This window comes from Enterobacter sp. R4-368 (genome assembly GCF_000410515.1).
Classification (GTDB): Bacteria; Pseudomonadota; Gammaproteobacteria; order Enterobacterales; family Enterobacteriaceae; genus Kosakonia.
The window spans coordinates 2,058,900-2,085,384 of record NC_021500.1 but is presented as its reverse complement, the minus strand read 5'-3'; the positions used below and the strand labels follow the sequence as shown (position 1 = coordinate 2,085,384).

Annotated in this window: 24 protein-coding genes; 7 read left to right on the top strand and 17 right to left on the bottom strand. The window is 54.3% G+C overall.

Annotation, left to right across the window (positions count from 1 at the left end):
- Positions 1-168 precede the first annotated feature (168 nt).
- Both H650_RS09795 and uxuA read right to left on the bottom strand, forming a co-directional pair.
- Complete coding sequence (locus H650_RS09795) at positions 169-1,503, bottom strand: gluconate:H+ symporter (RefSeq protein WP_020455110.1); 1,335 nt, start codon at positions 1,501-1,503, stop codon at positions 169-171.
- A 66-nt stretch (positions 1,504-1,569) separates the two neighbouring features.
- Positions 1,570-2,637, bottom strand: a complete 1,068-nt coding sequence (gene uxuA, locus H650_RS09790) for a mannonate dehydratase (protein WP_044489729.1) — start codon at positions 2,635-2,637, stop codon at positions 1,570-1,572.
- A 383-nt stretch (positions 2,638-3,020) separates the two neighbouring features.
- Here uxuA and cspE point away from each other — a divergent pair, with 383 nt between their 5' ends.
- Together cspE and ymcF are read left to right on the top strand one after the other, a co-directional pair.
- Positions 3,021-3,233 (top strand): transcription antiterminator/RNA stability regulator CspE, encoded by a 213-nt coding sequence (cspE, locus tag H650_RS09785; RefSeq protein ID WP_017457639.1) that lies wholly within the window; start codon positions 3,021-3,023, stop codon positions 3,231-3,233.
- A 9-nt stretch (positions 3,234-3,242) separates the two neighbouring features.
- Positions 3,243-3,431, top strand: coding sequence for a cold shock small protein YmcF (ymcF, locus tag H650_RS25930; RefSeq protein WP_071925288.1), 189 nt, complete (start codon positions 3,243-3,245; stop codon positions 3,429-3,431).
- A gap of 89 nt (positions 3,432-3,520) precedes the next feature.
- Here the strand turns inward: ymcF and H650_RS09780 are convergent, their stop codons facing one another.
- A complete protein-coding gene (locus tag H650_RS09780; RefSeq protein WP_020455106.1) occupies positions 3,521-4,300 on the bottom strand; it encodes a helix-turn-helix transcriptional regulator in 780 nt (259 codons plus the stop codon).
- A gap of 60 nt (positions 4,301-4,360) precedes the next feature.
- Here H650_RS09780 and H650_RS09775 point away from each other — a divergent pair, with 60 nt between their 5' ends.
- Positions 4,361-5,170 carry a class I SAM-dependent methyltransferase gene (locus H650_RS09775; protein ID WP_110093677.1) on the top strand — a complete coding sequence of 270 codons (810 nt, stop codon included), beginning with the start codon at positions 4,361-4,363 and terminating at the stop codon, positions 5,168-5,170.
- Between the two features lie 40 nt (positions 5,171-5,210).
- Here the strand turns inward: H650_RS09775 and H650_RS09770 are convergent, their stop codons facing one another.
- The gene (locus H650_RS09770; RefSeq protein WP_020455104.1) at positions 5,211-6,092 is read right to left on the bottom strand and encodes an alpha/beta fold hydrolase; all 882 of its coding nucleotides are present in this window, start codon (positions 6,090-6,092) and stop codon (positions 5,211-5,213) included.
- Positions 6,093-6,231: 139 nt separating this feature from the next.
- Here H650_RS09770 and H650_RS09765 point away from each other — a divergent pair, with 139 nt between their 5' ends.
- Positions 6,232-6,807: a CGNR zinc finger domain-containing protein gene (locus tag H650_RS09765; RefSeq protein WP_020455103.1), complete on the top strand. Its 576-nt coding sequence runs from the start codon at positions 6,232-6,234 to the stop codon at positions 6,805-6,807.
- A gap of 346 nt (positions 6,808-7,153) precedes the next feature.
- Here H650_RS09765 and H650_RS09760 read toward each other — a convergent pair whose 3' ends face one another.
- The gene (locus H650_RS09760; protein WP_020455102.1) at positions 7,154-8,221 is read right to left on the bottom strand and encodes an SDR family oxidoreductase; all 1,068 of its coding nucleotides are present in this window, start codon (positions 8,219-8,221) and stop codon (positions 7,154-7,156) included.
- 103 nt (positions 8,222-8,324) lie between these two features.
- On the opposite strand from H650_RS09760, the gene H650_RS09755 reads away from it, so the two are divergent.
- A complete protein-coding gene (locus tag H650_RS09755; RefSeq protein WP_020455101.1) occupies positions 8,325-9,257 on the top strand; it encodes a LysR family transcriptional regulator in 933 nt (310 codons plus the stop codon).
- A gap of 64 nt (positions 9,258-9,321) precedes the next feature.
- Positions 9,322-10,443 carry a ribosomal protein uL16 3-hydroxylase gene (locus H650_RS09750; protein WP_020455100.1) on the top strand — a complete coding sequence of 374 codons (1,122 nt, stop codon included), beginning with the start codon at positions 9,322-9,324 and terminating at the stop codon, positions 10,441-10,443.
- A gap of 56 nt (positions 10,444-10,499) precedes the next feature.
- Here H650_RS09750 and H650_RS09745 read toward each other — a convergent pair whose 3' ends face one another.
- From H650_RS09745 to H650_RS09735, 3 genes are all read right to left on the bottom strand, one after another.
- The gene (locus H650_RS09745) at positions 10,500-10,811 is read right to left on the bottom strand and encodes a CcdB family protein (RefSeq protein WP_020455099.1); all 312 of its coding nucleotides are present in this window, start codon (positions 10,809-10,811) and stop codon (positions 10,500-10,502) included.
- 3 nt (positions 10,812-10,814) lie between these two features.
- Positions 10,815-11,060: a type II toxin-antitoxin system CcdA family antitoxin gene (locus tag H650_RS09740; RefSeq protein ID WP_020455098.1), complete on the bottom strand. Its 246-nt coding sequence runs from the start codon at positions 11,058-11,060 to the stop codon at positions 10,815-10,817.
- Between the two features lie 137 nt (positions 11,061-11,197).
- Complete coding sequence (locus tag H650_RS09735) at positions 11,198-11,914, bottom strand: nitroreductase family protein (RefSeq protein WP_020455097.1); 717 nt, start codon at positions 11,912-11,914, stop codon at positions 11,198-11,200.
- A 483-nt stretch (positions 11,915-12,397) separates the two neighbouring features.
- On the opposite strand from H650_RS09735, the gene H650_RS09725 reads away from it, so the two are divergent.
- Positions 12,398-12,829: a hypothetical protein gene (locus H650_RS09725; RefSeq protein WP_020455095.1), complete on the top strand. Its 432-nt coding sequence runs from the start codon at positions 12,398-12,400 to the stop codon at positions 12,827-12,829.
- Positions 12,830-12,831: 2 nt separating this feature from the next.
- Here the strand turns inward: H650_RS09725 and oxyR are convergent, their stop codons facing one another.
- From oxyR to H650_RS09680, 9 genes are all read right to left on the bottom strand, one after another.
- Positions 12,832-13,746: a DNA-binding transcriptional regulator OxyR gene (gene oxyR, locus H650_RS09720; protein ID WP_020455094.1), complete on the bottom strand. Its 915-nt coding sequence runs from the start codon at positions 13,744-13,746 to the stop codon at positions 12,832-12,834.
- Between the two features lie 210 nt (positions 13,747-13,956).
- Positions 13,957-14,967: a family 8 glycosyl hydrolase gene (locus tag H650_RS09715; protein ID WP_020455093.1), complete on the bottom strand. Its 1,011-nt coding sequence runs from the start codon at positions 14,965-14,967 to the stop codon at positions 13,957-13,959.
- Between the two features lie 43 nt (positions 14,968-15,010).
- On the bottom strand, positions 15,011-15,940 hold the full coding sequence (gene galU / locus H650_RS09710; protein WP_020455092.1) for a UTP--glucose-1-phosphate uridylyltransferase GalU: 930 nt from the start codon (positions 15,938-15,940) through the stop codon (positions 15,011-15,013).
- Between the two features lie 34 nt (positions 15,941-15,974).
- Positions 15,975-16,934, bottom strand: a complete 960-nt coding sequence (locus H650_RS09705; protein WP_020455091.1) for a sensor domain-containing diguanylate cyclase — start codon at positions 16,932-16,934, stop codon at positions 15,975-15,977.
- Between the two features lie 46 nt (positions 16,935-16,980).
- A complete protein-coding gene (gene bcsD, locus H650_RS09700; RefSeq protein WP_044489478.1) occupies positions 16,981-17,442 on the bottom strand; it encodes a cellulose biosynthesis protein BcsD in 462 nt (153 codons plus the stop codon).
- Positions 17,443-17,454: 12 nt separating this feature from the next.
- A complete protein-coding gene (locus H650_RS09695) occupies positions 17,455-21,156 on the bottom strand; it encodes a cellulose biosynthesis protein BcsC (protein ID WP_020455089.1) in 3,702 nt (1,233 codons plus the stop codon).
- Entirely contained in the window at positions 21,153-23,471 is a 2,319-nt protein-coding gene (locus tag H650_RS09690) for a cellulose biosynthesis cyclic di-GMP-binding regulatory protein BcsB (RefSeq protein WP_020455088.1), read from the bottom strand. Before H650_RS09690 ends, H650_RS09695 begins: the two co-directional genes overlap by 4 nt.
- A complete protein-coding gene (gene bcsA, locus H650_RS09685) occupies positions 23,461-25,578 on the bottom strand; it encodes a UDP-forming cellulose synthase catalytic subunit (RefSeq protein WP_110093676.1) in 2,118 nt (705 codons plus the stop codon). The genes H650_RS09690 and bcsA overlap by 11 nt, the downstream gene beginning before the upstream one ends.
- A gap of 190 nt (positions 25,579-25,768) precedes the next feature.
- Complete coding sequence (locus tag H650_RS09680; protein WP_020455086.1) at positions 25,769-26,161, bottom strand: hypothetical protein; 393 nt, start codon at positions 26,159-26,161, stop codon at positions 25,769-25,771.
- Positions 26,162-26,485 lie beyond the last annotated feature (324 nt).

The following is a 26,485-nucleotide window of genomic DNA, read 5'->3' as shown; positions in this document are numbered from 1 at the left end:
AACAGAAAACCGCGTGCGGCATATAGCGCACGGTGCAAAGGTATGTTCACAAAGAAAATGTCGTTACATTGGCGAGCCTGATGAATTGCCGAGATCTGTAAACCTAGCATCACTTTTCGCGAAAGAGAAGGGGACGGGCGCATCCTTGTCCCCGTCGGTTTTCATCCGCTACGCGATAAACAGGCTGAGCAGCAGAACCATACCTAAGCCGACCACCGAGTTTATTAACTCCAGCAGCCCCCAGGTTTTGAAGGTGTCTTTCATCGAAATGCCGAACGTCTCTTTAAACAGCAGAAAACCGCCGTCGTACATCAGTGTGATGGTGTTGCTGCCGCAGGCAACGGCCAGGCACATCAGTGCCGGATTGAGGTGAAACGCGCTGACCATCGGCGCAACGATACCCGCCGAGGTGATGGCCGCGACGGCGCCCTGTCCGGTGAGAATGCGGATTATCGCCGTGATTATCCACGCCACGATAAACGGCGACAGCGGGACGTGACTCATAATGTCCACGATATGGTTTCCCACACCGGAAACTACAATCACCTGTTTCAGAATGCCGCCGGCGCTGATGACAAACAGCACATTGGCGATTTTCGCAATCGCGTCGCTGGCGCAGTGGGTGACGCCTTCTGCTGACATCCCACGCTTGATGCCAAGAAACCAGATTGCCGCCAGCGTGGCTAACAGCATGCTGATTTCCGCGCTGCCAAAGAAGGTGCAGACTTTTACCAGCTCCGAGCCTGCGGGCATTAACCCTTTGATAATCGACGCGACAATCATTAGCACCGCCGGGATCAGCGGGATCAGAATGCTGATGCTGAACGGTGGCAGATCCTGCGCGGTTTTCTCTTCGACCGGTTTCAGTAGCGAATTCAACGGAATCGCGTTAATACCCGGCAGGTATTTGGGCAGCAGAATGCCCGCGCAGAACAGCGCCGGGATAATCACTAAAATGCCGTACAGATAGACCTGTACAATGTCGGCGTTGAATGCGCTGATGAGCGCGACCGGGCCTGGCTGCGGCGGGAAAAGGCTGTGTCCCATGGTCGCGCCAACCACGGTGGGCACCACTAATTTCATATACGGAATATTGGCTTTTTTAGCGATATTCAGCACCAGCGGCATTGCAATAAGAAATGCCACTTCATAAAACATGGCGATGCCAAAAATAACGCCGATAAACATCAGCCCGACCGAAAGAAAACGTGTTCCGCAGCGTTCAATAACGCTATCCGCAATCCGCTGGCTGGCACCAGATTCGGTCATGAATTTACCGATGATAGCGCCAAATATAATAATCAATGCAAGATGGCCGAGAATACTTCCCAGACCGTCCTGAATAACCGTGACAATTTTATCCAGCGGAATACCTTCCATGATCGCAACAAATATCCCTGCAATCAGCAAGGCGAAAATATTGTGAAATTTATATTTAAGATTCATAACGACCAGGAGCGCAATACCAACCAGCACCCAAAATAGCGCTAACAACGGGGACATAGAGAATACCTTTCGGATTTGCCTTACATGAAAGCCGGTGGAGTCACCGGCCTGAATGACATTTTATTAATGTTGTTTTTCGAGTGCTTCCCACAAACCGTGCAGGTAGGTGACACCGAGGGCGCGGTCGTAAAGCCCGTAGCCCGGACGCCCGGTTTCGCCCCAGATAAAGCGCCCGTGGTCGGGGCGGATATAACCATCAAAGCCGTTATCGTAAAGTGATTTCATTATCTGGAACATATCCAGCGAACCGTAGCGGGATAAATGCGCAGACTCATAAAAATCTTTATCTTTAATGAGTTTAATATTTCTAACGTGGGCAAAGTGAATACGTTTGCGGCGGGTAAATTCTGCGAGGATTTGGTAGACATTATTATCCGGATCTTCAGCAATGGAGCCAGTGCATAATGTAATACCATTGGCTTCTGAATCCACCGCATTACAAATCCAGTCGAGATCGTCGCGGTTTTTTACAATACGCGGCAGACCAAAAATAGAATATGGCGGATCGTCCGGATGAATGGCCATTTTTATGCCGACTTCTTCACACACCGGAATAATGCGTTTAAGGAAATACACCAGGTTTTCGCGCAATTTCGCGTCGTCGACATCTTTATATTTGGCAAACAGCTCCTGCACTTTTGCCAGCCTTTCTGGCTCCCATCCGGGCAGGGCGAAACCGTTGGAATTCTCCAGCACCTCTTTCACGACTTCATCAAGAGTTTTATCGATGCCTTTTTTCTCGAACGCCATAGTGAGTGAACCGTCTGGCAGAACATAGTTCATGTCGGTTTTCATCCAGTCGAAAACCGGCATGAAGTTATAGCAAATCACCTTGACGCCGACTTCCGCCAGGTTGCGAATAGTCTGCTGGTAGTTGGCAATTAGCTGCTCGCGGCTGGGCAGGCCAATTTTGATATCATCGTGAATGTTAACGCTTTCAATGACTTCCATCTTTAAACCAGCCTGATGTACCTGATCGGCAAGCGCGCGGATTTTCTCTTTAGGCCACACGTCGCCAACCGGAACATCATAAAGCGCGCCAACGACACCTTCGACGCCGGGAACTTGCCGGATGTGCTCCAGCGGAATTTTGTCTTCAACTGGACCAAACCAGCGCATTGTCATTTGCATGCTCATTACCACCCTTAAACGTTTTGCTTAACTACCATACTAGTATTGATAATAGCCGGATGGTAAGCGCATTTGTGCGATCCACTTCACACAAACCCCTTTGCCGGGATTGAATCCCTGAGAAGCAAACAGAACAGCACGTTAATCTGCTGATAACGTTTTACTGATAAATATTTTTAAAATAGTGCTTGCGCTGTCAATGCAACCATGCGTTAATGCGTCGTCGGTTTGATAAATCATTATCTCCAGCAGTTCACTAAAGTCTTTCTCATCTCTAAGTACCTCCTTGCTACTTCTTTTTGGGTCTTCGCTTTACACTCTGATAAAAATAATGTCTCAGACCATTACTGCCGCATTCGGCGAACAAAAAGAAGGTAATAAGCATGTCTACTAAAATGAACGGTATCGTTAAATGGTTTAACGCTGAGAAAGGCTTCGGTTTCATTACTCCGAAAGATGGCAGCAAAGATGTATTCGTACATTTCTCCGCTATCCAGAGCAATGCATTCCGTACTCTTGAAGAAAATCAAGAGGTTGAGTTTACTATTGAGAACGGCCCGAAAGGTCCGGCTGCGGCCAACGTGGTTCCGCGCTAAGGATTTAGAATTATTAATCGTATTCATTTTCGCTGCCCGTGCTGTCACGGGTCGCAATACCGAATTTCCAGCTTTGATATAACTGAGAAAAATCCGGCAGGTGCCAAATGTATTTTTTGCAAATCAGCAATGACTACATTTGATAATATCGCCGCATTTGTTCAGGCCAGCCAGGCGCCACTGGAATTCCGTAAATAATAAAAAACAGGTCAGTTTTCTGGCCTGTTTTTTTTATGTCGAGCAATAAACTTCATTTTTTTCTGCGATATACAGAATCCGCGCCCGAATTACTCGTCCATTAACATAATCATTTTGATCGAACGGTTGCTGGTTAGCTGCCAGGTCATCTGCCGGTAGTGCAACTCGCCTTGTTGCGGATGATGAAAAACGCGTTCGCCACCCTCACGCACCACCACTTGCTGGCGCGACCAGAACGCGCGAAACAGTTCGCTGTCGTTACTCAGACTCTGCACAAACTGGTTCAGTCCTTTGTCGTGCGGGTAGTGCATCGCGTCCGCGCGTAGCTCGGCGACAATCCGGCTGGCGCGCGTTTCCCAGTTGATAACCAGCGTTTGCGCCAGCGGGTGGCGAAACATAAAACTCATCATATTCGGTTGGGTATCCTTATCCAGCCAGCCGCTGAACAGTGTCTCAGCGGGTGTATTCCACGCCAGCATATTCCAGGTCAAATCCAGCAAATAGCAGGGGCAGGCCATCTGATTCACCGTGGCCAGCACAGCAGGTTCGACGGTAATGACGTGCTCTTCCTGCGGGTCGTTTTGCAGCGCCAGATGAAACAAATACTTGCGCTCTGCGGCGCTCATTTTTAACACGTTGGCGATATTCGACAGGGTTTGCGGCGAAACAACAATATCCCGCCCTTGTTCAATCCACGTATACCAGGTGGTGCTGATGCCGCTAAGTTGCGCCACTTCCTCCCGCCGCAATCCACGCGTGCGCCGCCGCCCTTGCGCCGGCAAGCCAATATCCGCAGGCGCGGTATTTTCCCGCTGCGATCGCAAAAAAGCGCCAAGGGTTTTCGGCCCGGCAAATAAGGTACTTTCCATGGGGGGTACTCATTAATACCAGTATAAGTACACATATTGTACCCCTATAAATGCGGTCGTATAGTCGCCAAAGAGCAACTTTTTGTCGTGCTAAAAAGGAAAAAGAGAATGTCGGTTAATCATCATGAGTTAACAAAAAAGCAGTTTGGCGACCAGGCCCAGGCCTACCTGACAAGCCAGGTGCATGCGCAAGGCGCAGATTTAGTGCGTCTGGTCGAGTGGCTGAGTACTGATGCGGATGCCTCGCTGCTGGATTTGGGCTGCGGTGCCGGGCATGCCAGTTTTGCCGCCGCAGGCGTGGTGCGCGAAGTAACAGCGTATGACTTATCGGAAAAAATGCTGGCGGTAGTGCGCCAGGCGGCGAGCGATCGTCAGTTACACAACATCACCACCGCACACGGCGCGGCGGAAAAGCTGCCCTTTGCCGACAATACATTTGACGTGGTAATCAGCCGCTACTCGGCGCACCACTGGCATGATGTCGCACTGGCGCTGCGCGAAGTAAAACGTGTGCTGAAACCCGGCGGGAAATTTATCCTGATGGATATCGCCTCGCCTGGCCGTCCGGTGCTGGATATCTGGCTGCAAACCATTGAAGTGCTTCGCGATCCGTCCCACGTACGTAACTACTCGCCAGCCGAGTGGCTGCAAATGACGCAGCAAAGCGGCATGCAGGTTGAGAAGATGGTTTCTGATCGGCTGGCGCTGGAATATCAGCCCTGGGTGGAACGCATGAACACGCCGGAGGTATTGCGCGCGGCGATCCGCTACCTGCAAAACCAAACCTCCGACGAGGTGAAAGCGCACTTTTTTATTGGCGACGATGGCTCGTTTACGTCCGACACACTGATGTTTCAGACGCGTGCGTAAGCAAAATCGGTGCGCCCACCCCGCGGGGCGCACCGGTTTCTTAGCCAATCGCGTTACCAATCACGTCACGAATGCGTTGGGCAATGTAGCCAACATGGGTTTCCAGTGCGAAATGCCCGGTATCAAGCAGCTCGACCACCGCATTTGGATTATCGCGTTTATAAGCGTGCGCGCCTGGCGGGATAAAAAACGGATCGTGCTCGCCCCAGATAATCAGCGCGGGTGGCTGGTGGGTGCGGAAAAAGGCCTGAAACTCCGGGTAGCGCTTCAAGTTGCTGGCGTAATCAAGAAACAGATCCAGCTGGATCGCTTTATTTCCGGGGCGCTCCATCAGTAATGTATCCAGTTGATAACCTTCCGGAGCGACAGTTTCAGGGTCGCGCACACCGTGCAGGTACTGCCATTTTGTCCCTTCCAGATTGAGGATCGCATCGTGAACGACCTGCCGGTTTTCCGCGGTCGGCGCGTGCCAGTAAGCCTGTACCGGCGCCCATGCGTCGCCTAAACCGTCCAGATACGCATTGCCATTTTGCGAAATAAACCCGCTCACCCGCTGCGGATAATGCAGCGCCAGCCGCAATCCGGTCGGCGCACCGTAATCAAAAACATACATGGCAAAACGTTGCAGATTCAGCGCATCGACAAAAGCAATCAGCGTGTTTGCCAGCCCATCAAAGCTATAGCGGTAATCGCGCTCAGCGGGAACTTCGGTAAAGCCGAAGCCGGGCAGATCCGGGGCGATAAGGTGAAACTTATCTGCCAGCAGCGGGATCAATTCGCGAAACTGATGCGAAGAGCTGGGAAAACCGTGCAGCAGCAGTAATACCGGGTTTTCCGGGTTACCGGCTTCACGGTAAAACACCTTGACGCCATCGGCGTCTGCATACTGATAGCGAACCGGGAAATGCGTATTGGCAGTCATATCGTCACCTCTTTTGAAACCGTTAAAAATTAATTTATAGGGTTACTTCAGGGTTGAGTATGGCGAAAGCATGTAACTGTGTAAAATATATTTTATCGGTTACAATGTGCGGAAGAATGAGAAACAGGGGAGAGCAACGATGACAGCAGCCACGTTACCCGGTGCGGAAGGCCCGTGGTTCATAGCCGAAGACCACGCGCTGGATTTTATCAACACGCTGGCGATGGCGGAAAAATCGCCGCATGACTTTTGGCAGTCCGATGACGATGTGCGCCAGTGGCTACAGCATGTCGGGTTGCAGGTTAACGCTATGGCAAAGCCGGGAGAGTTGCTGGCTGAGGCGCGTAAGCTGCGTGCGTTGATCCGCCAGCTTGTCGAACAGAAAAAGCACGGGCGGGAACCGTCGCTGGATGAGTTGAACGGCTGGCTGGCGCAGGCGCAAAGCCACTTACGCCTCGTGGTCGATGAGCAAGGCGCGCTGCAAACGCAGCGCGTATATCTGCTTGATACGCCGCAGCAAGCACTGGCACCGGTCGCAGAACAGGCGGCAGCGTTACTGGCAAACGGGCAGTTTGACTATATCCGCCAGTGCGAACACCCGGATTGCACACTGTGGTTTTACGATAAGACCAAAGCGCATCGCCGCCGCTGGTGCAGCATGGCGCTGTGCGGCAACCGGGCGAAAGTGGCCAGATTTCGCGCCAAAAGTAATTAATTCGGGAGCCAACCAGGAATAAGCCACGGTGAAGTAACTGTTTTTGCGCAATAGTCCTCGTACAGTCACCGCCGCAACGCCGAAAATCAACGGCGTCGATATTTAGTATCTCACCGCCACCAACGCCAGTGACGCGACGTTCGTTAGCGGTTTGCCGGAATTGGCCGCGCAAAATGTCACTTTGCGGCACAGCAATATCGCCGCCAACTACGGTATGTGAACCGGCAGGGGAATGCGGTGCATAGCGAGGCGCAGCAAGGGGCAATGCCGGAACAGTGCCGCAGACGGCGTTGAACCTAAATTGAGGAATTGCCCGGCATGTCAGCGCTGCCGGGCAAATACTGCTTTAGCGTGGGATAATGTTTTCCGCTTTCAGGCGGTCAAACAGCGCGGTGAAGGAATCCAGCGTGCTGCGATAACCGGTAAACCCGGCTTTTCGGCTCTTGCTCATATCAGCGAAGGCTTCCATCGGGCGACCGAGATCGGCATCCGTATGCCACCAGGAGGCCAGTTTACCGATGTCTGATTCTGCCAGTTGATACTTGTCCGCGATCTCTGTCCACGCCGCTTGCGCCTCTTGCATGCGCCCTTCCAGCGGCATCATGCTCGCCGGGAAGGCGGCCGCTTCAATGCCGAAATAAGCCGCCAGCCGTGGCCATAACCAGTTCCAGCGGAACACATCGCCATTCACTGCGTTAAAATCTTCGTTCGCGCCACCGTCGCTCACCGCCGCCCAGCTCAGCTGCTCTGCCAGTAAACCGGCGTCGGTCACATCGGAGACACCGTTCCACTGCTCAGGTGAGCCGGGGAAGATGAACGGCCACCCTTTTTCGCGGCACAACGTGGCGTAAACCGCCAGCGTCTGCCCCATGTTCATGGCGTTACCGAGCGCATACCCGATGATGCTGTGCGGGCGATGTACGCTCCAGCGATAACCGTATTTTTTCGCCCCGGCGAACACTTCATCTTCCTGGGCATAGTAGAAGTTATCCACGTTCTGGCGGCCCTGCTCTTCGCGAAAAGGCGTTACCGGCACATTGCCTTTGCCGTAGGCTTCGAACGGGCCAAGATAGTGTTTCATTCCGGTGACCAGCGCGACATGCGCCCCGGCCAGGCGTTCGCCCAGCGCATCAATGACATTTTTCACCATCGCGGCATTGACGCGAATATTGGCTTTTTCATTCTCCTGGCGCGCCCAGACGCTAAAGAACAGCGCATCGGGTTTCTCGTTTTTCAGCGCCTCGTTGACAGCCGCCGCGTCGGTTAAATCCGCCGTCAGGCTGGTGCAGCCCGCCGGAACCGCGCCGCGCCCGCGTGATAAACCAGTAACCTGCCAGCCGTCTGCCAGCAGTTTCTCCGCCAGCGCCCGGCCAATCACGCCGCTGATGCCGACAATTAATGCTTTTTTCTGCATGAGATATTCCTCTGGGTTTTGTCTACCTCACAGGCTAATGGAGAATTAATTTCTTATCTCTGGTATTAATTCACACCATTCGTAACTTAAATTCACTAATGCCATGAGCGATCAACGTCTGAAAGATATCGTCCCCTTCGTTGCCAGCGTTGAAGAGGGGAGTTTTACCGCAGCGGCGGAACGCCTGCATCTGACCGGCTCGGCGGTGAGTAAAAGCGTTGCCCGTCTGGAAGCGCGGCTGGGTTCGCGTTTGCTGGAGCGCACCACGCGTCGTCTTGAAGTCACCGATGCCGGGAACGCGTATTACCAGACCTGCATTCGTATCCTGGAGGAGCTGGCGGAAGCCGAGTCGGTGCTGGCGGCACACCGCACCATTCCGTCCGGGCGGTTGCGTCTCGCCGTGCCAAACACCTACGGGCGGCTGGGTGTGATGCCGCTGCTGATCCCGTTTTGTCAGCAACACCCGGAAATTGATCTTAGCCTGACTTTCTCCGATCGTTTTGTAGATCTGTTCGATGAGGGGATCGACGTTGCTGTACGCATCGGGCAAACCGTCGATCTACCCGCATCGCTGGGGTGCCGGCAAATTGGTCGTGAAAAGATGGTGTTTTGCGCCGCGCCCGATTACCTGCAACGCGCCGGGACGCCACAACATGAGGCGGAGCTGATGCAGCACCGGGCTATTCTTTATGAGCGGGTGGATGGCAGCACCAAGCCGTGGTTATTTACCACCGCCGACGGGCACCCGGAGTGGCGCCGCGTGCCGTATCGCATGGCGCTCGGCGATGTCGATGCGCAGGTGCAGGCGCTTTGCGCCGGGTTGGGCGTTGGGCAGATGCCGACCTGGCTGGTGCATGAGCACGTGCAGCGCGGCGAGTTGCAGGTAATTATGCCGCAATGCCAGCCGCACGGGCTGGCGCTCACGCTGGTGTGGCCGCGCCGCAAGCAGCTATTACCAAAAGTGGACGCGTTACTGATGGCGCTCGGCGCGCTGGAGATCTCTCCGCCGCTTGCCGCACCAGCACTTGACCAATGACAAGGCGGGTGGGTAGGGACTCTCTTTATAATCAGCCCCGTTTCCCTTCTCACTGGTGTGATTTATGGCTTACCAACTCAACCTCAACTGGCCGGAATTTCTTGAAAAATACTGGCAAAAGAAACCTGTTGTCCTGAAACGCGCGTTCCCGGATTTTGTCGACCCGATTACGCCAGACGAACTGGCCGGGCTGGCGATGGAGCCGGAAGTCGACAGCCGCATTGTCAGCCATGTGAATGGTCAGTGGCAGGCGTGGAATGGCCCGTTTGAATCGTTTGACCATTTAGGCGAAAAAGACTGGTCGCTGCTGGCGCAGGCGGTTAACCACTGGCATATGCCCTCTGCCGAGCTGGTGAAGCCGTTTCGCGTGCTGCCGGAGTGGCGTTTTGACGATCTGATGATTTCTTACTCCGTGCCGGGTGGCGGCGTTGGCCCGCATATCGACCAGTATGATGTGTTTATTATTCAGGGGATGGGCAGCCGTCGTTGGCGCGTGGGCGATAAACTGCCGATGCGTCAGTTCTGCCCGCACCCGGCGCTGCTGCATGTTGATCCGTTTCCGCCGATCATTGATGAAGATCTGGAGCCGGGCGACATCCTCTATATTCCGCCAGGATTCCCGCATGACGGTTTTACACACCAGGAAGCGTTCAACTACTCAATTGGTTTCCGTGGGCCGAATGGCCGCGATCTGATCAGCAGTTTTGCTGACTACGCGCTGGAAAACGATCTCGGGAACGAGCACTACAGCGACCCGGATTTAACCTGCCGCGAACATCCGGGCCGGGTAGAAGCGTACGAGCTGGAGCGCGTACGCAATATGATGATCGAGTTGGTTAGCCAGCCGGAGCATTTCAAACAGTGGTTTGGTAGCTTTATTTCCACGCCGCGCCACGAACTGGATGTCGCACCGGAGCCCGATGATTACCGCGTTGAGGAAATTGTCGATGCGCTAAAAGAGGGGCAGGTGCTGACGCGCCTTAGCGGTTTACGTGTGCTGAACGTTGACGGCAGCGTCTTTATCAACAGCGAATATCTGGACACGGCCGATGCGCAGGCCGCCGATGCGCTGTGCCGCTACACCATTATCGGCCGCAAAGAGTTGGGCAACGCGCTGGATAACCCGGCTTTTGCACAAGAGCTGACCGATTTGGTGAATCAGGGTTACTGGTACTTCGACGAGTAAAATTTGTTCGTGTTTCCAGCAAAAAAGTGACTGAGCATTTATGGTGTTCAGTCACTTCAAATCCCGTGAAAAATAAAATCCATCGCGTTGCGGATCACGTCGCGCTGCGCGCGCATACTGCAAACCTCTTCACCCAAAATCGCCAGGCTGACGCCTGCAAGATCGTGGGTCAGTAACAAATACGAGTTCCCTTCGATCTCCAGTACCGGATTTAACCGCTCAACCCGGCGGCGATCTTTGTAATCCGCCAGTGGGCAGAGCGGGATCACCACCCGCGAGTTCATGCTACCGATAATATCGCTCTGTACATCCAGCAGAAACGGGAAATCCCGGCTGTTACTTTTGTTCCGATAAACCGAATATTGCATGGATTAAAACTTCCTGTGTTCATCCGAGAAGTGGCCGCGTTCGGCAATAAATTCATTTAGATCGGCAATGGCGGCGGCATTTTCGCGCTTCCAGCGCTCAGCTGCCAGATTGCGCAGTTCACCTTGCAAGGCGGTCGCAAGTGTTTGCGAAAGGTTGATGCCTTCTTTGCGCGCTTGTTCCAGTAGCTCGCGCTCGACGGTCACGCTGACATTTTGCTTGTTTCGCTGTTTAGGTGCAGTAGCAGGCATGACGTCCCCCTCCTGTGTATAGATGTGTGTAGTATACGCAGGTGTTTGCATGCCATCTAGCCAAAATTTGTACAATACCAATACGTGGCGGAGAAAAAGAATTGCCCGCTCAGCGGGCAATATCTTTATCAATATCGTTATCTCGCGACGATAAAGCGCTTATCATCGTCGATGTAGCTCTTTTCATCAGCGGCAGTAACAATCGAACCAAAATTCATTTCTGCGCGCAGCTTCCAGCTTTCCGGGATCTGCCACGCAGTGCGAACATCAAGATCGATTAACGGGTTGTAGTGTTGCAGATTCGCGCCAATGCTCTTTTCCGCCAGCGCCAGCCACACCGCGTACTGGGCGATACCGCTGCTCTGTTCTGACCAGACGGGGAAATTATCGGCATAAGCGATGTACTGGCGCTGCAGGTGAGTGACTACTTCCTGATCTTCAAAAAACAGCACGGAACCAGCGGCGGCGGCAAAACCGTCGAGTTTATCGGAGGTGGCGTGAAAGCTCTCCGCCGGGATCACTTTGCGCAGCTGCTCGCGCACCATCTCCCAGAAACGATCGTGCTCTTTACCGAGCAGGATTAGCGCCCGCGAACTCTGCGAGTTAAACGCCGACGGCGCCTGGCGGATGGCCTCTTTAATGATGTCAACCACCTCATCTTCGGCGATGGGCAAATCTTTGCCGAGGGTATAAATGGTTCTGCGCGCTTTAGCGAGCGAGAGGAAGTCGTCCACCGCAACGTGAGCAATCCTCGGTTTTAACTCCGCTTCCAGCAATGCCTGAGGCTTGATGGCAGGTGGTGCGTCATCGGTGCGGGCGAGCGTTGATTTTAATATTTGCTGAAACGGATCCATCAGGTGCGGCTCCTGTCATGAGCGTCAGTGGGGTTAAACGTGTCATTATCAGAGCATAGGCCAGAGCATTTCCATCCTTCAAATAGATGAAAGAAAGCGTGGTATTTGGCGCAAAAAAAGAGGTGCCACGGCACCACTCTCGTGATGATGTGGAAAAGGACGAGGCTGTTGAGATAATCCTGAACCATACCTTTCCCCTTTAGGTGATAGATTTTCATCTTACAGGCGAAATAAGCTCAATATTATTCAACAATAACCTGAGTAAGGCGGCGTTTAATTTATGAAATAAATGAAAAACGGATATTTAGATCGATGCTGTCAATAATTGATCATGAATTAACCTTTTGCTTTATATGATTTTTTTAACGTTTTAAGACGATCCGCATAGCTAATTTTCCTGTTATTCTTTATTTTAAATAATATTCCTAAAGTATTTTCCAGACTGGTCGATGAATAGAGTTTCGCCAGGCATCGAGGAAAAAAATGAAAACGCAATCATTCGGTCAGGACCTGCCTTTGCACCCGGATCCGCAGGCGACGCAAAATATCCCGATCCCACCTTTTGTCGAGACCATTGCGGTGCGTTTATCCTGGGCCTCATCAGTTGCTGAATCGGAAGCGTATCGCCTGCTTGCGGCACCCTATTATCACGGTGCGGTGACGGCGGAAAACAGAGAACAGCTACTCGCATGCTTTCCTTTTATGGCGGAACTGAATGCGCCTGCGCCGATTGCCGACTATACGATTATGCTGGTCAGCCTGTGGCTTACTATTGAAGAGATGTATCACCGGGGCAAGTTATTGCCGGACGAGATTATGCAGGGATTAATGGCAAAAACGACAACCACGCATTTGCGTGATTGTCGTGAAAATGAAAACGGCTGCACGCAGAATATTCCACAACCGCACGATTAAGTTCACGCCATAACGTTGTAATCGAGAAGGTAGCGTTCCATATAACGGGCAATAACGTTGCGCAGAATTTCATATTTCTTGCGCATCGGATCGCTGCGGTGGAAAATCAGCACCACTTTACGTTTTGGCTCCGGGCTAACGCAGCGAATATAACGAATATTCTCGTTGCCGCCCTGCTGTGTGGAAAGCAGCGGAAAGAAAGAGACGCCGCGATTAAACGCCACACCGCGCCGCAGGGTTTCCAGATGCATGGCGACAAAGCGCGAATCCGGCTCCAGCTCAAATTGATAGCAGTAACGCAGTACCTGGCTATGCAGGCAGTTGCCGTCATCCACCATCAAAATCTTATTATTCTTCAGATGCCCCATATCGATTTCGCTCATTCGCGAATAGGGGTGCTGGTGGCTCACGCCCAGCACCAGCGGTTCGTCGAACAGCGGCAGCTCGACATATTTGCTGGTGTCTTTATTGGAGGTCATGATCGCGCATTTAATGGTGTCCGACTCCAGCATATGCAGCAACTGGTTGGTTTGCGCTTCGTGAATTTCCAGCTCGATTTCCGGGAAATTCTCGCGGCACACCGTATTGAGATGAGAAAAAATATAGGGTGCGAGCGTCGGAATAATACCGACATCCAGCGTCTGCATCAGGTTCTGATAATGGCTGCTGCTGGCCATATTTTTCAGCGCTTCAATTTCGCGCAGCACCACCTGGGTTTGCTCAACCAGCCGCAACCCGGTTTGTGTGAAGCGGATCTTACGCGTGGTACGTTCCAGTAACTGCAAGCCCAGCTCATTTTCCAGCTTGCGTAACTGGGCGCTGAGCGTTGGCTGGCTGACATTACACGCTTCGGCAGCGCGCTGAAAATGGCGATGTTTCGCCAGCGCGACAAGGTACTCAAGGTTACGGATGTTCATTGTGTTCCCCGGGGCGCAAGTTTCCGTTCTGCTGAGAACCCGCCTGTAACAACATGCTGTGCAAATGACGTGTGATTGTTTTCAACTCAGTCATCAGGTTTTCCCCCTCATGTTTGCACATGAGATTTGATGGTTTTTATTATTCATTTCGCGCTTGAAGCTTCCTGCCTGACTCCTGCGCAATCCCGCGCCGGCATTGTTGCTTTACTACTATTTCGTTTTTAATGAGACGGCAAAAAGCGACAACATGTGCAAAACGGACAAATAATAACCTTCGCCCGGTAGCACAGATGTCTCTATTTGCTGATAGTCGCCCATCGTTAAATCACGCACTGCCAGCATGCCGCCGGACATCGCGTAACTCGCCCGTTCGTCGCCGGAGACACTCACCCACGCAGGCGTCGTGCTGCGGGCATAATTAGCCCAATAATGACGGAAATTCTCCATCGAATGCGCTTGCGTATCGCTGAGGCTTAAATACAACGGAACGCGAATCGCGTCATAACCAAATCGCGCCGGCCAGTTTTCGGCAGGCATGACTTCACCACTATTCTTAATAAAAATCCAGTCGCTGGGCAGTTGCGGCTTACCGAAGCGCGCTTTATTGAGCAATTCGAGGCTTGAGCTTTTTAACTTAAGCCAAATCTCATTATGCCGCTGCCGCCAGAAGCTCTCCCACGCCGGAAAAATAAAATAAGAGGGGTTAACAATATAGCCGTCGTCTTTGGTAAAACCGCTCAGCCCCGGCAGCAAAAGCAGGCGGGAATCTTGCTCAATAATCAGGCAATTGATCAGCGCATCCTGAATATTATTCGAAGCCGCCAGGTAACTCTGATCGTGCCATTTATTACCGGCCAGCAATAAGGCCCAGGCAATCAGCGTATCGCCGTCGCTGGCGTTATTTTCGTCCGTCACGTTGTGCATCTTCGGATCGTAACGCCAGGCAAACAGCCACAGCGACGGGCGTAATAAGGTGTTGCGCGTCCAGCGCCACACTTTTTCAAACGTGGCGGGATCGTCATTCAGTACGGCCAGTAACATGCCATATCCCTGACCTTCCGAATGGCTGATATCACCATTTTCATGGTCAACAATGCGGCCATCCTGGCTCAGGTAATTCTGCTTAAATAGCACCCAGTTACTGTCCTGGCTGTGGGCTGAAAAAGCGGTCATGGCCAGCGACAGTAACAAACACGGCATGAGCCAGGTGGTTCTTAACATGAGATTTCCTGTGGTAGAGATAGGGCAGTTACCTGCCTAGGCGTTACACCGCTTCAGCGATACGTTCTACGACCTCAGCCACCGGCTTGAGCGCTAGTTCATGCTGCAGCCAGTGGCGGAAAGCCGGGCCGGTCGCGCCGTGGCGCAGGCCGTACTCCACAAACGCTTTCATATAGCCAATTTTGTCCCCGCAGTCGTGTGACTTGCCGGTCAGCGCATAGGCTTCAACCGGCTCACGCGCCAGCAGCATAGCGATCGCATCGGTCAGTTGAATTTCGCCGCCTGCGCCAACCGGCGTTTTGTGCAGCAGCGGCCAAATCGCTTTCGACAACACATAGCGACCCACCACCGCCATATCGGATGGCGCTTCATCGACCGGCGGTTTCTCCACCATGCCCTGTACCTGGCCGAAACCACCGGCGGGCAGGTTTTCACCGCCGCAATCCACCACGCCATAGCGCGAAACATCGTCGTGATTAACCTGCTCGATCATTAACTGGCTGGCGCCGGTGAGGGTAAAGCGATTGATCATCGCCGCCAGGTTGTCCTGCGCCATATCGCACTGGCTATCGTCGATCAGCACGTCCGGCAGCACGACGACAAAATCGTTATCGCCAATTAGCGGCTCGGCGCACAGCACCGCGTGACCAAGGCCTTTCGAGTGACCCTGGCGTACATGCATAATGTTCATCCCCGCCGGGCAGATGGTGCGCACCTCTTCCAGCAGCTGGTTTTTCACGCGCGATTCCAGCAAGGACTCCAGCTCAAAAGAGGTGTCGAAGTGGTTTTCTATGGCGTTTTTAGACGAGTGCGTCACCAGCACGATCTCGCGGATCCCGCAGGCGTAGCACTCCTGCACGATGTACTGGATAAGCGGCTTATCGACGATGGGTAACATCTCTTTCGGAATAGCCTTGGTTGCCGGAAGCATACGCGTGCCGAGGCCTGCCACTGGGATTACAGCCTTTAACATAGTTATTTCCTGTTTTTTTATTGCTGTTTAAATATCAACACACAACGGTGTTAATGATGCCACCCGATTCATTAATGCCCGGAACCTGGTAGTTAATATAATTATCACCGCCTCGCGCCTTCACTTTATAAAGGGCGGTATCGGCGGCTTTTAAAATGGAAGAAAAATTCTGCCCATGTTCGGGATAACTGGCGACGCCAATACTGACCGATAATTCCACCGTCTGTTGCAGGTACTGCAAATACATCGGCTGGCGGGTAGCTTCGACAATTAATTGCAACACGCCACGCCCGGTAGGTTCATCGACACCTTCAATGTACGTCAGCGCAAATTCATCGCCGCCAAGCCTGCCAAGCAGCGTGCCGCGAGAAATGCACTGTTTCACCCGGCTGATAAAACAGCGCAGCACTTCGTCACCAGCGGCGTGACCCAGGTCGTCGTTAATATTTTTAAAATTATCGAGATCGAGGATCGCCACCACAATCTGCGCGCCGCGCGCATTGGCGGCACGGATTTTCTTACGGCTGCGAATATAGTAGCCCTGGCGATTCAGCGTTTTGGTTAATGCATCGTTGTGCGCGCGAAAATGTAATTTCTCGCGAATCGCCATATGCCGGGTAATATCAAAGCCCAACAAAATAAACGCGAATATTTCACCTCGCTCATCTCGCTTAGGCATTAAGCGGGTATCGAGCCAGACAATTTCACCGCTCTTTTTACGCTGGGATATTTCTCCCTGCCAATTATCGCCGGTGGTCTTGGCGATATTTATCGCCGCCGCCAGTGAGATTTCCGTGTCGTCGTCCGCGGTCTGAAACAGCACCTGGCCTGTCACCTCATCCGGCGTAAAGCCGGTGAGCTGATAAAAGAACGGGCTGGCGTGAATCAGTCGCCCGGCGGTGTCGAGCACCAGCGAAACAAAGGCATTATCCTCCATATAATTAACGGCTTCGATTTCAAGTTTCCTGCCTGAAACCATAATTTCATTCACCATGATGATCACCTGATCGTTGATATAGAGTTTTCATGCCTTTGTGTACTTATTCGCCGATGGCGTAGCGGAAAATCAGTACATCTTCCGTGGCGTTGTCTTTCCAGCGTACCGGAACCTGGTTGCCCGCCCCCTGCGATACCAGCCACTGGGAGTAAGCCCCTTCCAGCACATACGCACTGGCACGACGCCAGCCCGCTTCATCGCGGTACTCCGGCGCGTGCGGCCAGGCGCAGTGCAGCAGGATCAGCTCGCGCTGCGCCGGTGCCATTTTCACAAAACCCCAGTTGAACAGCTCCAGCACCCGGTTAATGCTGGCTTCCAGTTCGCTCACCGTGGTGGCGTTATCAATGGGATACCACTGAGCCATCATCTGGCCGATGCGTCTCAGGGCGTCGGGATCTTTATCGCCACGGCCTTCGGTGTATTCGTTAAAAAACAGATACACCAGGTCATGCCAGCCAGCCTGATAATTGCGTTGTAAATAAGTGTCCTGATTGCTAAACATCATCTGTCCCACGGGTTATTTATCTTGATCGACGTAATATTTGAAATAAAACAACGCTTTACCTTCGTTATAACTGCCGAAGGTGTCATAGCCTAAGTTCGCACCCAGAGCCAGGTTGTCGCTGAGGTGGTAGCGCGCATCCACGCCCAACGTGTAGCCAATGCCGTTTTTCGAAGTGGCTTTGTAAACCGCATCCACATCGTCATCGTCGCTGGCGTAGCTGTTTAACTGCGATTGCAGGCTGCTGTGGCCGGGGAAATAGTCGCTCTTGCTCTGTTTGTAGGACTGGTAACCCACTGCGCCGTTGAGCGTCAGATCCCAGTCATTAAGATGGCGCGTTAGCGTGACCGGCAGCGAAACCGCCATAAAATCCTGCGGGCTGAAATAACCGCCCTGGCCGAGCGTGTAGTAACTGAGGTTACGGTCAAAGTTCATGTAGTTGACGTTAACCCCGACTTTCAGCTCGCTGTCGGCAGTTTTCCACGGCCGCAAATAGCTGCCCGCCTGCGCGCTCACCGCGTGGTTGGTCGGTACGTTGGTGCCAACATAGGTGTCGAAACCTAATTTGCTGTAAAGCCCGATTAACTCGTTATCCCAGGCGAATTGCGCCGACACGCCATTGCGGGTGATGCCGCCCCAACTCTCACCGGTGCTCTTATCCTTCACGCCGACATAAGAGAGCAGGCTGTCGGTCACCGCGCGGCGTTCTGCTTTCAGGTTCAGCGAGCTGTTTTGCGTCAGTTTCGGGTTCCACTCCACGCCGCCCACCAGTCGGGTGAACTCGCCGCCGGTCGGCGTGCTGCCGATATCCAGCTTATAGTTGTCGCCACTCATGCTGAGGCTGGCGGCAACGCCATTTGCCTGCTGGCTGCCTTGCGAAGTGGCATTCGTCGAGCTGGTGGTGGTTGAGGTGCTTGCCGCCGCTTGCGCCAGTTTTTCCGCATGCTCCAGCGCCCCGGAACCAAAGCGGTTCGCCGCTTCGCCGGACATCTCCCCGGCATTGAGTGACACCGGCGTGATATTCAGGTTCAGGCGCGTGGCGTCGCCAATGGCACCGGAGAGGATCATCGGCGCCTGCACTTCATCCAGCGCGCCAAGGCCGGACTCGCCATTACGGCTACGCAGCGAGACGCCCGCGCTGGTCCACGTGGCGCTCTTTTCCTGTAAATCGCGCATCATGCTGTTGATGCCGCTCATTGCCGTTAACTGCGCCTGGCGCGTCGGCGAGGGCAGGGACATCACGGCGCTGAGTTCGTCGTTGTCGTTCTCATCCCCCTGTTGCAGACGCCACTGGGCGGTGCGCAGCAGCGACATGGCGCGCTGGTTTTCACCGTTAGCGGCGGTGACACGCGCCGCCAACAGCATGTAATCGGCATCCTGGCTCGGCTCAAGCGTGGAGAACGCCCGCCGCGCCGCATCGTTATCGCCACGCGCCAGCGCCAGGTTTACCAGCCCGGTCAGCGCCTGTTTATCGCGCGGGGATTTGCGCAGCACGTACTGGTAGATCTCGGTGGCTTTGTCGTCCATGTGATCGGCCTGGTAAATACGCCCCACCGCCAGCAGCAGATCCGTATTGGTCGGGTTGCGTTGCAGCTCCGGCATGAGCAGATTCCACGCTTTGCCAATTTGCCCTTTTTCCCGCAGGCGGTCGGCGCGGGCGATCAGGCTGCCGGTACGGATATCGTTCATCTCCTGCTGGCTGGTGCCGTTTTGCAGCGCCGGGGCGTTGAGAATGCTCTCCGCTTCGGCGAACTGACCGGCCTGATTGAGTACGCGGATCTGTCCGGCGTAATCGATCACCGAACCGTGCAGCCCCTGCGCCTGGTTTTCCCGCACTAATTGCAGTGCGCCGCTGCTGTCACCGCTTTGCATTAACAGTTCTGCCAGACGGCCAACATCGACCGGGGTTTGCGGCGGGTTACGCTGCAACGCCAGCAGCGAGTTGCGCGCGGCGGCGGCATTGCCGAGCCGTAAATAGTTACGGGCAATATCCAGTTGTTGGTTGGTCTGCACGCGCGTGCTGAGCGCTGTCATATCGGCGCTGTAGCTGCTGCGCGGTACGCGGGCGAGCAGGCTTTGCGCGCGTGACCAGTCGTTCTCTTCGGCGGCGAAAACCGCGGCGGCATACAGCGCTTCTTTGCTGGTATTACTGCGCGTGGTAACGGCGGTCATTACCGTCGCGGCTTGCTGTTTCTGTCCGGCTTTGCGTAAAGCGCGCGCATAGTCGAGTTGCAGCCAGACGTTTTGCGGATATTTACCGGACGCCGCCTGTAAAATTTGCATTGCGCGTGAGCTGTTGCCCGCCTCCAGTGCTGACTGCGCGGCTTTGCGTTCGCCGTCGCCGTTATCGCCAACGGCGGCAAAGCGGGTGCGCAGGCTGGCGGGCAGGGTACGCAGCATGGCGTCCGCTTCGCTTTGCTTGCTTTGCTGCTTTAACACCCACCACAGGCCGGTGCGGATATCGGTGTTTTGTGGGCGTTCAGCCAGCAGCTTGCGATAAATCTCTTCCGCTTGCGGCAATTTTCCCTGGCGGCGCAGGATGTCGGCGCGCAGCATCTCCGCCGCCAGTTGTTGACTGTCGTCGTGAGTGTTGCTGCCTTCAAGGCTTGCCAGCGCTTGATCGTAGCTGCCTTTCTGGCTCAGGCTGCGCGCCTGGCCGAGCGCACCGTAAAAGCGAGCGTTATCGGCATCTTTCGCCCACTGCTCGTTGTTCGGATTAGTGGTGTCCTCCTGGGCGGCGCGGCGCAGAAATTTTTCCGCATCGCTGAAATTATTCTGTCGCAGCGCGACGTAACCCATCCCGGCCAGCGCGTTGCCGTTATTGGCGCGGGTTTGCAGCGCTTCGGCAAACTTATCTTTCGCACCGCCTAAGTCGCCGCTGTTTAACGCGTCGAACCCGGCTTTGGTGGCATCGCCTTCCACGCTTTTGCGGTAGTGATCCATCGGCGCGCTATCGTCCGGGTGGCGCTGCGCATACGCGGTGTAGGCCGGGAGATCGCCCACTTTTGCATCGAGCCACAGCAGCGCTTGTTGCAACGCTTTATCGGCGTTTTTATCGTCCGGCGCAAGGCGGCTCAACTGTGCGATCCCTTCCCGGCGCGTTGGCTCCTGGTAGGTGAGCGCCATCGCCAGCGCCTGTCTGGTCGGCACATCATCCGGCATCACGCTGGCGCGCTGGCGCATCGCGGCAACCGCTTCTGACCAACTGGCACTGTCGCCTGCCATCGTCTGGTAATACTCCAGCGCCACATCGTCCGGCGGCGGGTTGCCGTTAAACAGCGCACGCCAGGCGGCGATCGCCTCTTTAATCTGCCCACGGCTTGCCAGCTGGCGGGCCGCAGTGAGCTTGTCCTGCGGGATACTGCGCAGCGTGCTGGCGCTGTTCAGCGCGTTGAGGCGCGGATCTTGCGGTGAAAGTTCGGCGATTTTTTTCCGCCAGATTTCCGACTGCTGAACATTGCTTTGCTGCAACGAGTAGAGCGCCAGCAGATACATGGCGTCGATATTTTTGTCATCCGCCGCCAGCACTTTTTGCAGCGCGTCGATAGCCATTTCGTCGTGGGCTTTGCTGTGCCAGTAACTGGCCTGCGCCAGCAGTTTTTTCACCGCCGTGTCATTGGCGTTCGCATCCGAGCTTTCCGTCGCTGCCGCCGGGTGACAAGCTCCCAGCAGGCAAAGCAGATAAAAGGCGTGCGTCAGTGGTTTACGCGTATTCATTTTTTCGTCTTATCCTGCAAGCGTTGGTGGGCATGGCGCTGTAACGCGTTAAACAACATCGGGCCGGTGACGGCGGCAATCAGGCAGGTAAGGGCAACCAGCCAGAAGATATGCTCGCTGGCGAACCACAAAATTTTCATGTAGCCCGGCAGGTTGCCGCTGGTGAACTGCTCGCCCACGCGCCAGCTTCGCACGTCTCCCGCATTGGTGATGGCGGTGAAGTCCCCGCCGGCATTGGCGAGAAATGCCGGTTTGCTCATGTCCGCTGGCAGTAAGGCCAGTTGCTGGTTGTCCGTGCCGGTGGCAATGACCACGACGCGTTGTGCGTTCCACGGCGAGCGCAGGCTCAGCAGGCCACGCCACTGGTTGGTATCAAGCAGGTATTCGGCGGCGTCCATGTCTGTGCGTGGCTGGTCGCCGCTCAGCAGAGACAGCATCCGGTTGATCACGCTGGCGGTCATTACTTCGAGCGTGTTTTCGTTGAGCGTAAAAGCACTGCTTTGCAGCAGGGGCGTGAGCAGTTCACGGTTGCTCAGGCTGCCAATCGCCAGAATGTCGCTGTCAGCAAGCTGCGCTTGTGCCTCTTCCTGCCCCGGCATGCCGGTGTACAGGTGCAGATAATTGACGCTTACGCCGGTATCGCGCCCGGCTTGCGCCATCAGGTTTAGCAGCAGCGCAATATCCTCGGCGGACGGGTGTGCCGGCATCAGCACCGTGGTATGCGCCAGGTCGGCATGACGAGTGAACGGGAACATGGCGCTGCTAAACCAGGCCAGATTGGGCAGCTTGCCAAAGTGCCAGGCGCGGCTGAAATCGAGCGTCGAATCACCGTCAATGCGGCTTTGAATGTTCTCATCCGCCAGCGCGTTACACGGGGCATTTTTCTGCGCCTGCAAGCCAAACCAGAAGCCAAGCTGGTTGTTGCCGAGGATCGCCCGTGGGTCAATGTTCACCACCGCGCTTTGCTGGCGGTGCGACAGACCGAATGTCGCCAGCACAGGCGCCAGCAATCCCTCTTTACTTACCGGCAGGCGTTTGAGGAACTCACCGTTCAGGCTGACATTAAGGAACGATGCCTGATCGTCGAGCCAGTTTTTCTGCGCAAAGCTGTAGTTCAGGTGCAGGGGAACGGCAGAACCGTCCCATAAGAACAGATCCGGCGCGGTGCGAAACGGCAACTGATTCTCGCCGTGCCAGACGCCGTGCGCCACCAGCGCGCCTTCATCGCTGAGCAAAGAGCGTATAGCCACCGGACGTTCGGTATTGATCCAGCGCGGAGCATCCCAGGCCGCGCGTTGCGCCACTTTCAGGGGCGGCACATCCAGCGTGTCGCTGTCCGGCAGCCCCGGTATGTTCAGCCGCCAGGCGGCCTGGCGCAGTTGCATGTCGTTATGACCGCTTACGATCAACAGCTTGTATGCCGGGTTTTGTGGGTTGTCGATAACCTGCAATGCCGCGCCGTTGCTCTGCGGAATGGTAACGCCTCCGATGGTCTGGCCGGGTTTGCCAATCAGGATGCCATTGCCCGCAGGCAGGGTGTCGTACTGCACCTCAAAGCGGCTGGGTTTGCCATTACTCAATGCGCCAAACTGCGAGGCGACAATTGCCGACGCGGTGAGTACATCCGCATCCGGCGAGGCCGGATAAGCAATGCTAATCGTCTGGTCTTTGGTCTGCTTCACATCGAAGAACGGGCGCGGGAATGTGCCGAGGGTTTTGCGCACGTTCAGCCATAATCCCTGGTAATTCAACGACGATTCCGGCTGTAACATCACTTTGTAATCGGCGGGCAGCGCGCGCTGGCAGCTCCAGACGTTATTGATAATGTCATCGCCGGTTTTTAGCTGGAAGCTGAGGTTGTTGCTGGACGCAATCATCGACGCGGGCACATCAAGACTCCAGGCTCCTTTATCCTGCTGCAACTGATCGAGCGGAATCGCGCCCAGCGGCTGGCCGTTGAGCATCAGTTGCAGATTTTCACCGCTCACATCGTTACGGTTAACCTGCACATTCAAATTGATATGCGCATTGGTTACCACCAGATCGCCCGGCAGGTTGAACGACACGCCGTTTTGTAACTGCTGGCCGCTGAGGGTTAAACCGCCAGTTGCGCCCATATCGCCAAAGCTGAGCGTGCTGGCAATATCCTGGTTGCTGCTGCCCGCAACGGGTGCAGGTTGCGGCTGCGGTTTTGCGCCTTGCAGCGTGACCGGCAGCGGTAATTCCGGCAGCGCGTCGTTCTGGGCCGTAAAGGCGCAGATCGGGCTGAAGCCGCCCACCAGTAAGGCGGTCAAAGTGAAGGGGTTAAAGCGCATTGTTAACCTCTTCCTGTTTGTTCGCCACGGCGGACATCTGGCTATTAAAGCCACTCACGGTTTTTTTGCGGCCGAAGAACAGCTCATACACGCACTGCAAAATCCCCATAAACGACACCAGCGGGCGGTCTGGCGCATGCGGCGGGCGATACCAGGCATCGGCGCGGGAGAGCACCACGCGCACCAGCTTACGGCGTTCGCTCAGCGCCACGGTGTCGAACTCAAGACGGAGATCGCCCACGCCAGTCCCGGCGGCGCGAATCGGCACATGGGCGATTTCACCGCCCAGCCCCAGCTCGATTTGTACCGGGGTTTTGTGGCTCATATCTTCGCCTTTCACCAGCGCCACGCGCGCGCCGCCCATCGAGATATCAAAGGTGCGGGTCTGCATTTTTGAACCGTCAGAGAACAGCACCGTGACCGGCAAGCGGGCGTAAATACGGATGGTTTTGCGGATCTGCTTGGTCTCTTTCGCCACTGCAATAGAGGCCAGCAAAATAATGGTACTGAACGTGCCCCAGGCGATGTTGAACAGGATCACGCGCGGATCGATACCGGCGTAATCATGCATAAAGTAACGTACGCCAACCCAGATCATGCTGCCCACCATCAGCAGGGTGGTGATGATCAAGGGGCGTACCGTGTGGGAATCGAAGTAATCGCGGTCGGTCAGGTCGCCTTTATCGGTGACGTTGAACTTGCCCAGACGCGGTGAAATCAGGCTGAGTAGCGTCGGCAGAATCAGGTGGTACGCCATCACCGTTTCATAAATTTCGCCCCAGAACGCGTAGCGGTAGCGCCCGGTAATACGCGAGTTGACCATTGTCGACAGCACCAGATGTGGCAGTACATAGGCGAAAATCAGCGTTGCCGACGACGAAATAATGTTCAGATTGAACAACATAAACACCAGCGGCGAGGTCAGGAACACCACACGCGGCAGGCCATACTGGAAGTGCAGCATGGCGTTGAGATAACAGATGCGCTGCGTCAGCTTCAGACCACGTCCTAAAAGCGGGTTGTCGATACGGAAAATCTGCGTCATGCCGCGCGCCCAGCGAATACGCTGGTTAACGTGCAGCGCCAGACGTTCGGTTGCCAGTCCCGCCGCCAGCGGAATATCCAGAAACGCGGTGTTCCAGCCGCGACGCTGTAATTTCAGCGCGGTGTGCGCATCTTCAGTCACGGTTTCCACGGCAAAGCCGCCAACTTCATTGAGCGCGCTACGGCGGATCACTGCGCAGGAGCCGCAGAAGAACGTGGCGTTCCAGTTGTCATTGCCCTGCTGCACCGGGCCGTAGAACAACGCCCCTTCGTGCGGAACGCGCTTTGCCGCCGTCAGGTTGCGCTCAAATGGATCGAGCGAATAGAAGTGGTGCGGCGTCTGGATCAGCGCCAGTTTATCGTCACGGAAAAACTCGCCAATCGTGGCTTGCAGGAACACGCGCGTTGCCACGTGGTCGCAGTCGAACACGCAGATAAGCTCGCCGTGGGTGATGGTCATCGCGTGGTTGAGATTACCGGCTTTCGCGTGGCTGTTATCCGGGCGGGTAATATACCCAACGCCCGCTTCAGCGGCGAAATCACGGAATTCGTCGCGCTTTCCATCGTCAAGAATATAAACCTTCACTTTATCTTGCGGATATTCGATACACTGCGCTGCCAGAACCGTATCGCGAACAACTTCAAGGCTTTCATTATAAGAGGGGACATAAATATCGACGGTCGGCCAGATTGATTTATCTGCCGGTAAAGGCGCAATCGGGCGTTCTAATGGCCACGCCATTTGAATATAACCCAGCAGTAAAATCGTCCATGAGTAAATTTCTGCGGCAAACAGTAAACTGCCGAGCAGCATTTCAACCGTTGAATCAAAATGCAGCGTTGTTGTTGCGCGCCACCAAATATAACGTGTCGACATCAATACGGAGAGGGAAAGCATTGCCAGTACGGCTTTTTTGCTTTTTACTCTTCCCAGAATAAATACCACTGCCATCACGCTAAGGCCAAAAAGGTATTGTTTATCGCTGCTCATGGGAGTAATCACTACCAGCAGCGATAATAACAGCAGTATCAGCGTGAAAATAATCCCGATGATTTTTTTCATGTTGTTATCATCTTGCACAGAAAAGAATAAAGGCATACCGGCGCGACAATGTCTTCCGGTTACCAGTTAAAATTCGTGACGAGACGGATTTATCCGGTCAGTTAAAAATCGTTACTGTTTACCGGGCCGCAGGCCAAGAAAAATCGTGCGTTATTATTACCAGGTGAAGATTTCACATGGCAGAGCGATATTATTTACCAATAACGGAAAATAACATATCCAGCCGAACTGGATTGCGCTCGCGAACGTCCACCTCCGCCGGGCGGTGAAGGGCGGCCACGCTCTGCAGAATACCGTTAGCCGGTGCGCTAAAGGCGTCAGGCGCGGAGACCGGTACCGGTTTATTTTTAGGCCAGGAAAGGGTGTTAGCCGGGATGTCCACAGGTGCGCTGGCCTGGTTAGCCTCCTTGTGGCTCGCCGGCGTTGTTGCAAGCGCGGCGGCCTGCATATCGTCTTTGACCTCGGATGTGACTGTCGTTGTGGTTACTGCTTGCATTGTTGCACCATCTTCATCACTCATTTCCTGGAAAGAAACACCGGACATCTTCAGTTTTTCAGCCAAAGAACCTAAATCATCATACATAGTATTTGCCTGACTCCGATGTGTTGAATATGCGCTAATATAAGCACGTGGTGGTTGTTTTCTCTTTTATTCGCGAACAAAGGTTACGCGTTAAAACGGACGGGGTGTCGTTAATATTAATTTCCGCATTCCGCTTTAAATGAGAATTTCCTTATATACTGTCGGTGGCGGTCAGTTAAGGTCAAGTGACGTTATCGATAAATAGCCAGACACTTATTAAATGCATCTATGAATGCAACGTTTATTTATTGCTGTGCATCGCGTCGGGGCCGCTAAGTACGCGGGATGGCGAGGGGAAAGAGGTAAATATTATCGCTGTGCGTT

Bases quoted from the DNA above. Each gene is read 5' to 3' on its own strand.
- uxuA (WP_044489729.1), bottom strand. From the start codon at position 2,637: ATGCAAATGACAATGCGCTGGTTTGGTCCAGTTGAAGACAAAATTCCG.
- H650_RS09725 (WP_020455095.1), top strand. From the start codon at position 12,398: ATGAAAACGCAATCATTCGGTCAGGACCTGCCTTTGCACCCGGATCCG.
- H650_RS09755 (WP_020455101.1), top strand. From the start codon at position 8,325: ATGAGCGATCAACGTCTGAAAGATATCGTCCCCTTCGTTGCCAGCGTT.
- H650_RS09750 (WP_020455100.1), top strand. From the start codon at position 9,322: ATGGCTTACCAACTCAACCTCAACTGGCCGGAATTTCTTGAAAAATAC.
- H650_RS09765 (WP_020455103.1), top strand. From the start codon at position 6,232: ATGACAGCAGCCACGTTACCCGGTGCGGAAGGCCCGTGGTTCATAGCC.
- H650_RS09780 (WP_020455106.1), bottom strand. From the start codon at position 4,300: ATGGAAAGTACCTTATTTGCCGGGCCGAAAACCCTTGGCGCTTTTTTG.
- H650_RS09715 (WP_020455093.1), bottom strand. From the start codon at position 14,967: ATGTTAAGAACCACCTGGCTCATGCCGTGTTTGTTACTGTCGCTGGCC.
- H650_RS09695 (WP_020455089.1), bottom strand. From the start codon at position 21,156: ATGAATACGCGTAAACCACTGACGCACGCCTTTTATCTGCTTTGCCTG.
- H650_RS09740 (WP_020455098.1), bottom strand. From the start codon at position 11,060: ATGCCTGCTACTGCACCTAAACAGCGAAACAAGCAAAATGTCAGCGTG.
- bcsA (WP_110093676.1), bottom strand. From the start codon at position 25,578: ATGAAAAAAATCATCGGGATTATTTTCACGCTGATACTGCTGTTATTA.
- oxyR (WP_020455094.1), bottom strand. From the start codon at position 13,746: ATGAACATCCGTAACCTTGAGTACCTTGTCGCGCTGGCGAAACATCGC.
- H650_RS09735 (WP_020455097.1), bottom strand. From the start codon at position 11,914: ATGGATCCGTTTCAGCAAATATTAAAATCAACGCTCGCCCGCACCGAT.
- H650_RS09745 (WP_020455099.1), bottom strand. From the start codon at position 10,811: ATGCAATATTCGGTTTATCGGAACAAAAGTAACAGCCGGGATTTCCCG.
- galU (WP_020455092.1), bottom strand. From the start codon at position 15,940: ATGTTAAAGGCTGTAATCCCAGTGGCAGGCCTCGGCACGCGTATGCTT.
- H650_RS09690 (WP_020455088.1), bottom strand. From the start codon at position 23,471: ATGCGCTTTAACCCCTTCACTTTGACCGCCTTACTGGTGGGCGGCTTC.
- H650_RS09770 (WP_020455104.1), bottom strand. From the start codon at position 6,092: ATGACTGCCAATACGCATTTCCCGGTTCGCTATCAGTATGCAGACGCC.
- cspE (WP_017457639.1), top strand. From the start codon at position 3,021: ATGTCTACTAAAATGAACGGTATCGTTAAATGGTTTAACGCTGAGAAA.
- H650_RS09795 (WP_020455110.1), bottom strand. From the start codon at position 1,503: ATGTCCCCGTTGTTAGCGCTATTTTGGGTGCTGGTTGGTATTGCGCTC.
- H650_RS09705 (WP_020455091.1), bottom strand. From the start codon at position 16,934: ATGGTGAATGAAATTATGGTTTCAGGCAGGAAACTTGAAATCGAAGCC.
- bcsD (WP_044489478.1), bottom strand. From the start codon at position 17,442: ATGATGTTTAGCAATCAGGACACTTATTTACAACGCAATTATCAGGCT.
- H650_RS09760 (WP_020455102.1), bottom strand. From the start codon at position 8,221: ATGCAGAAAAAAGCATTAATTGTCGGCATCAGCGGCGTGATTGGCCGG.
- H650_RS09680 (WP_020455086.1), bottom strand. From the start codon at position 26,161: ATGTATGATGATTTAGGTTCTTTGGCTGAAAAACTGAAGATGTCCGGT.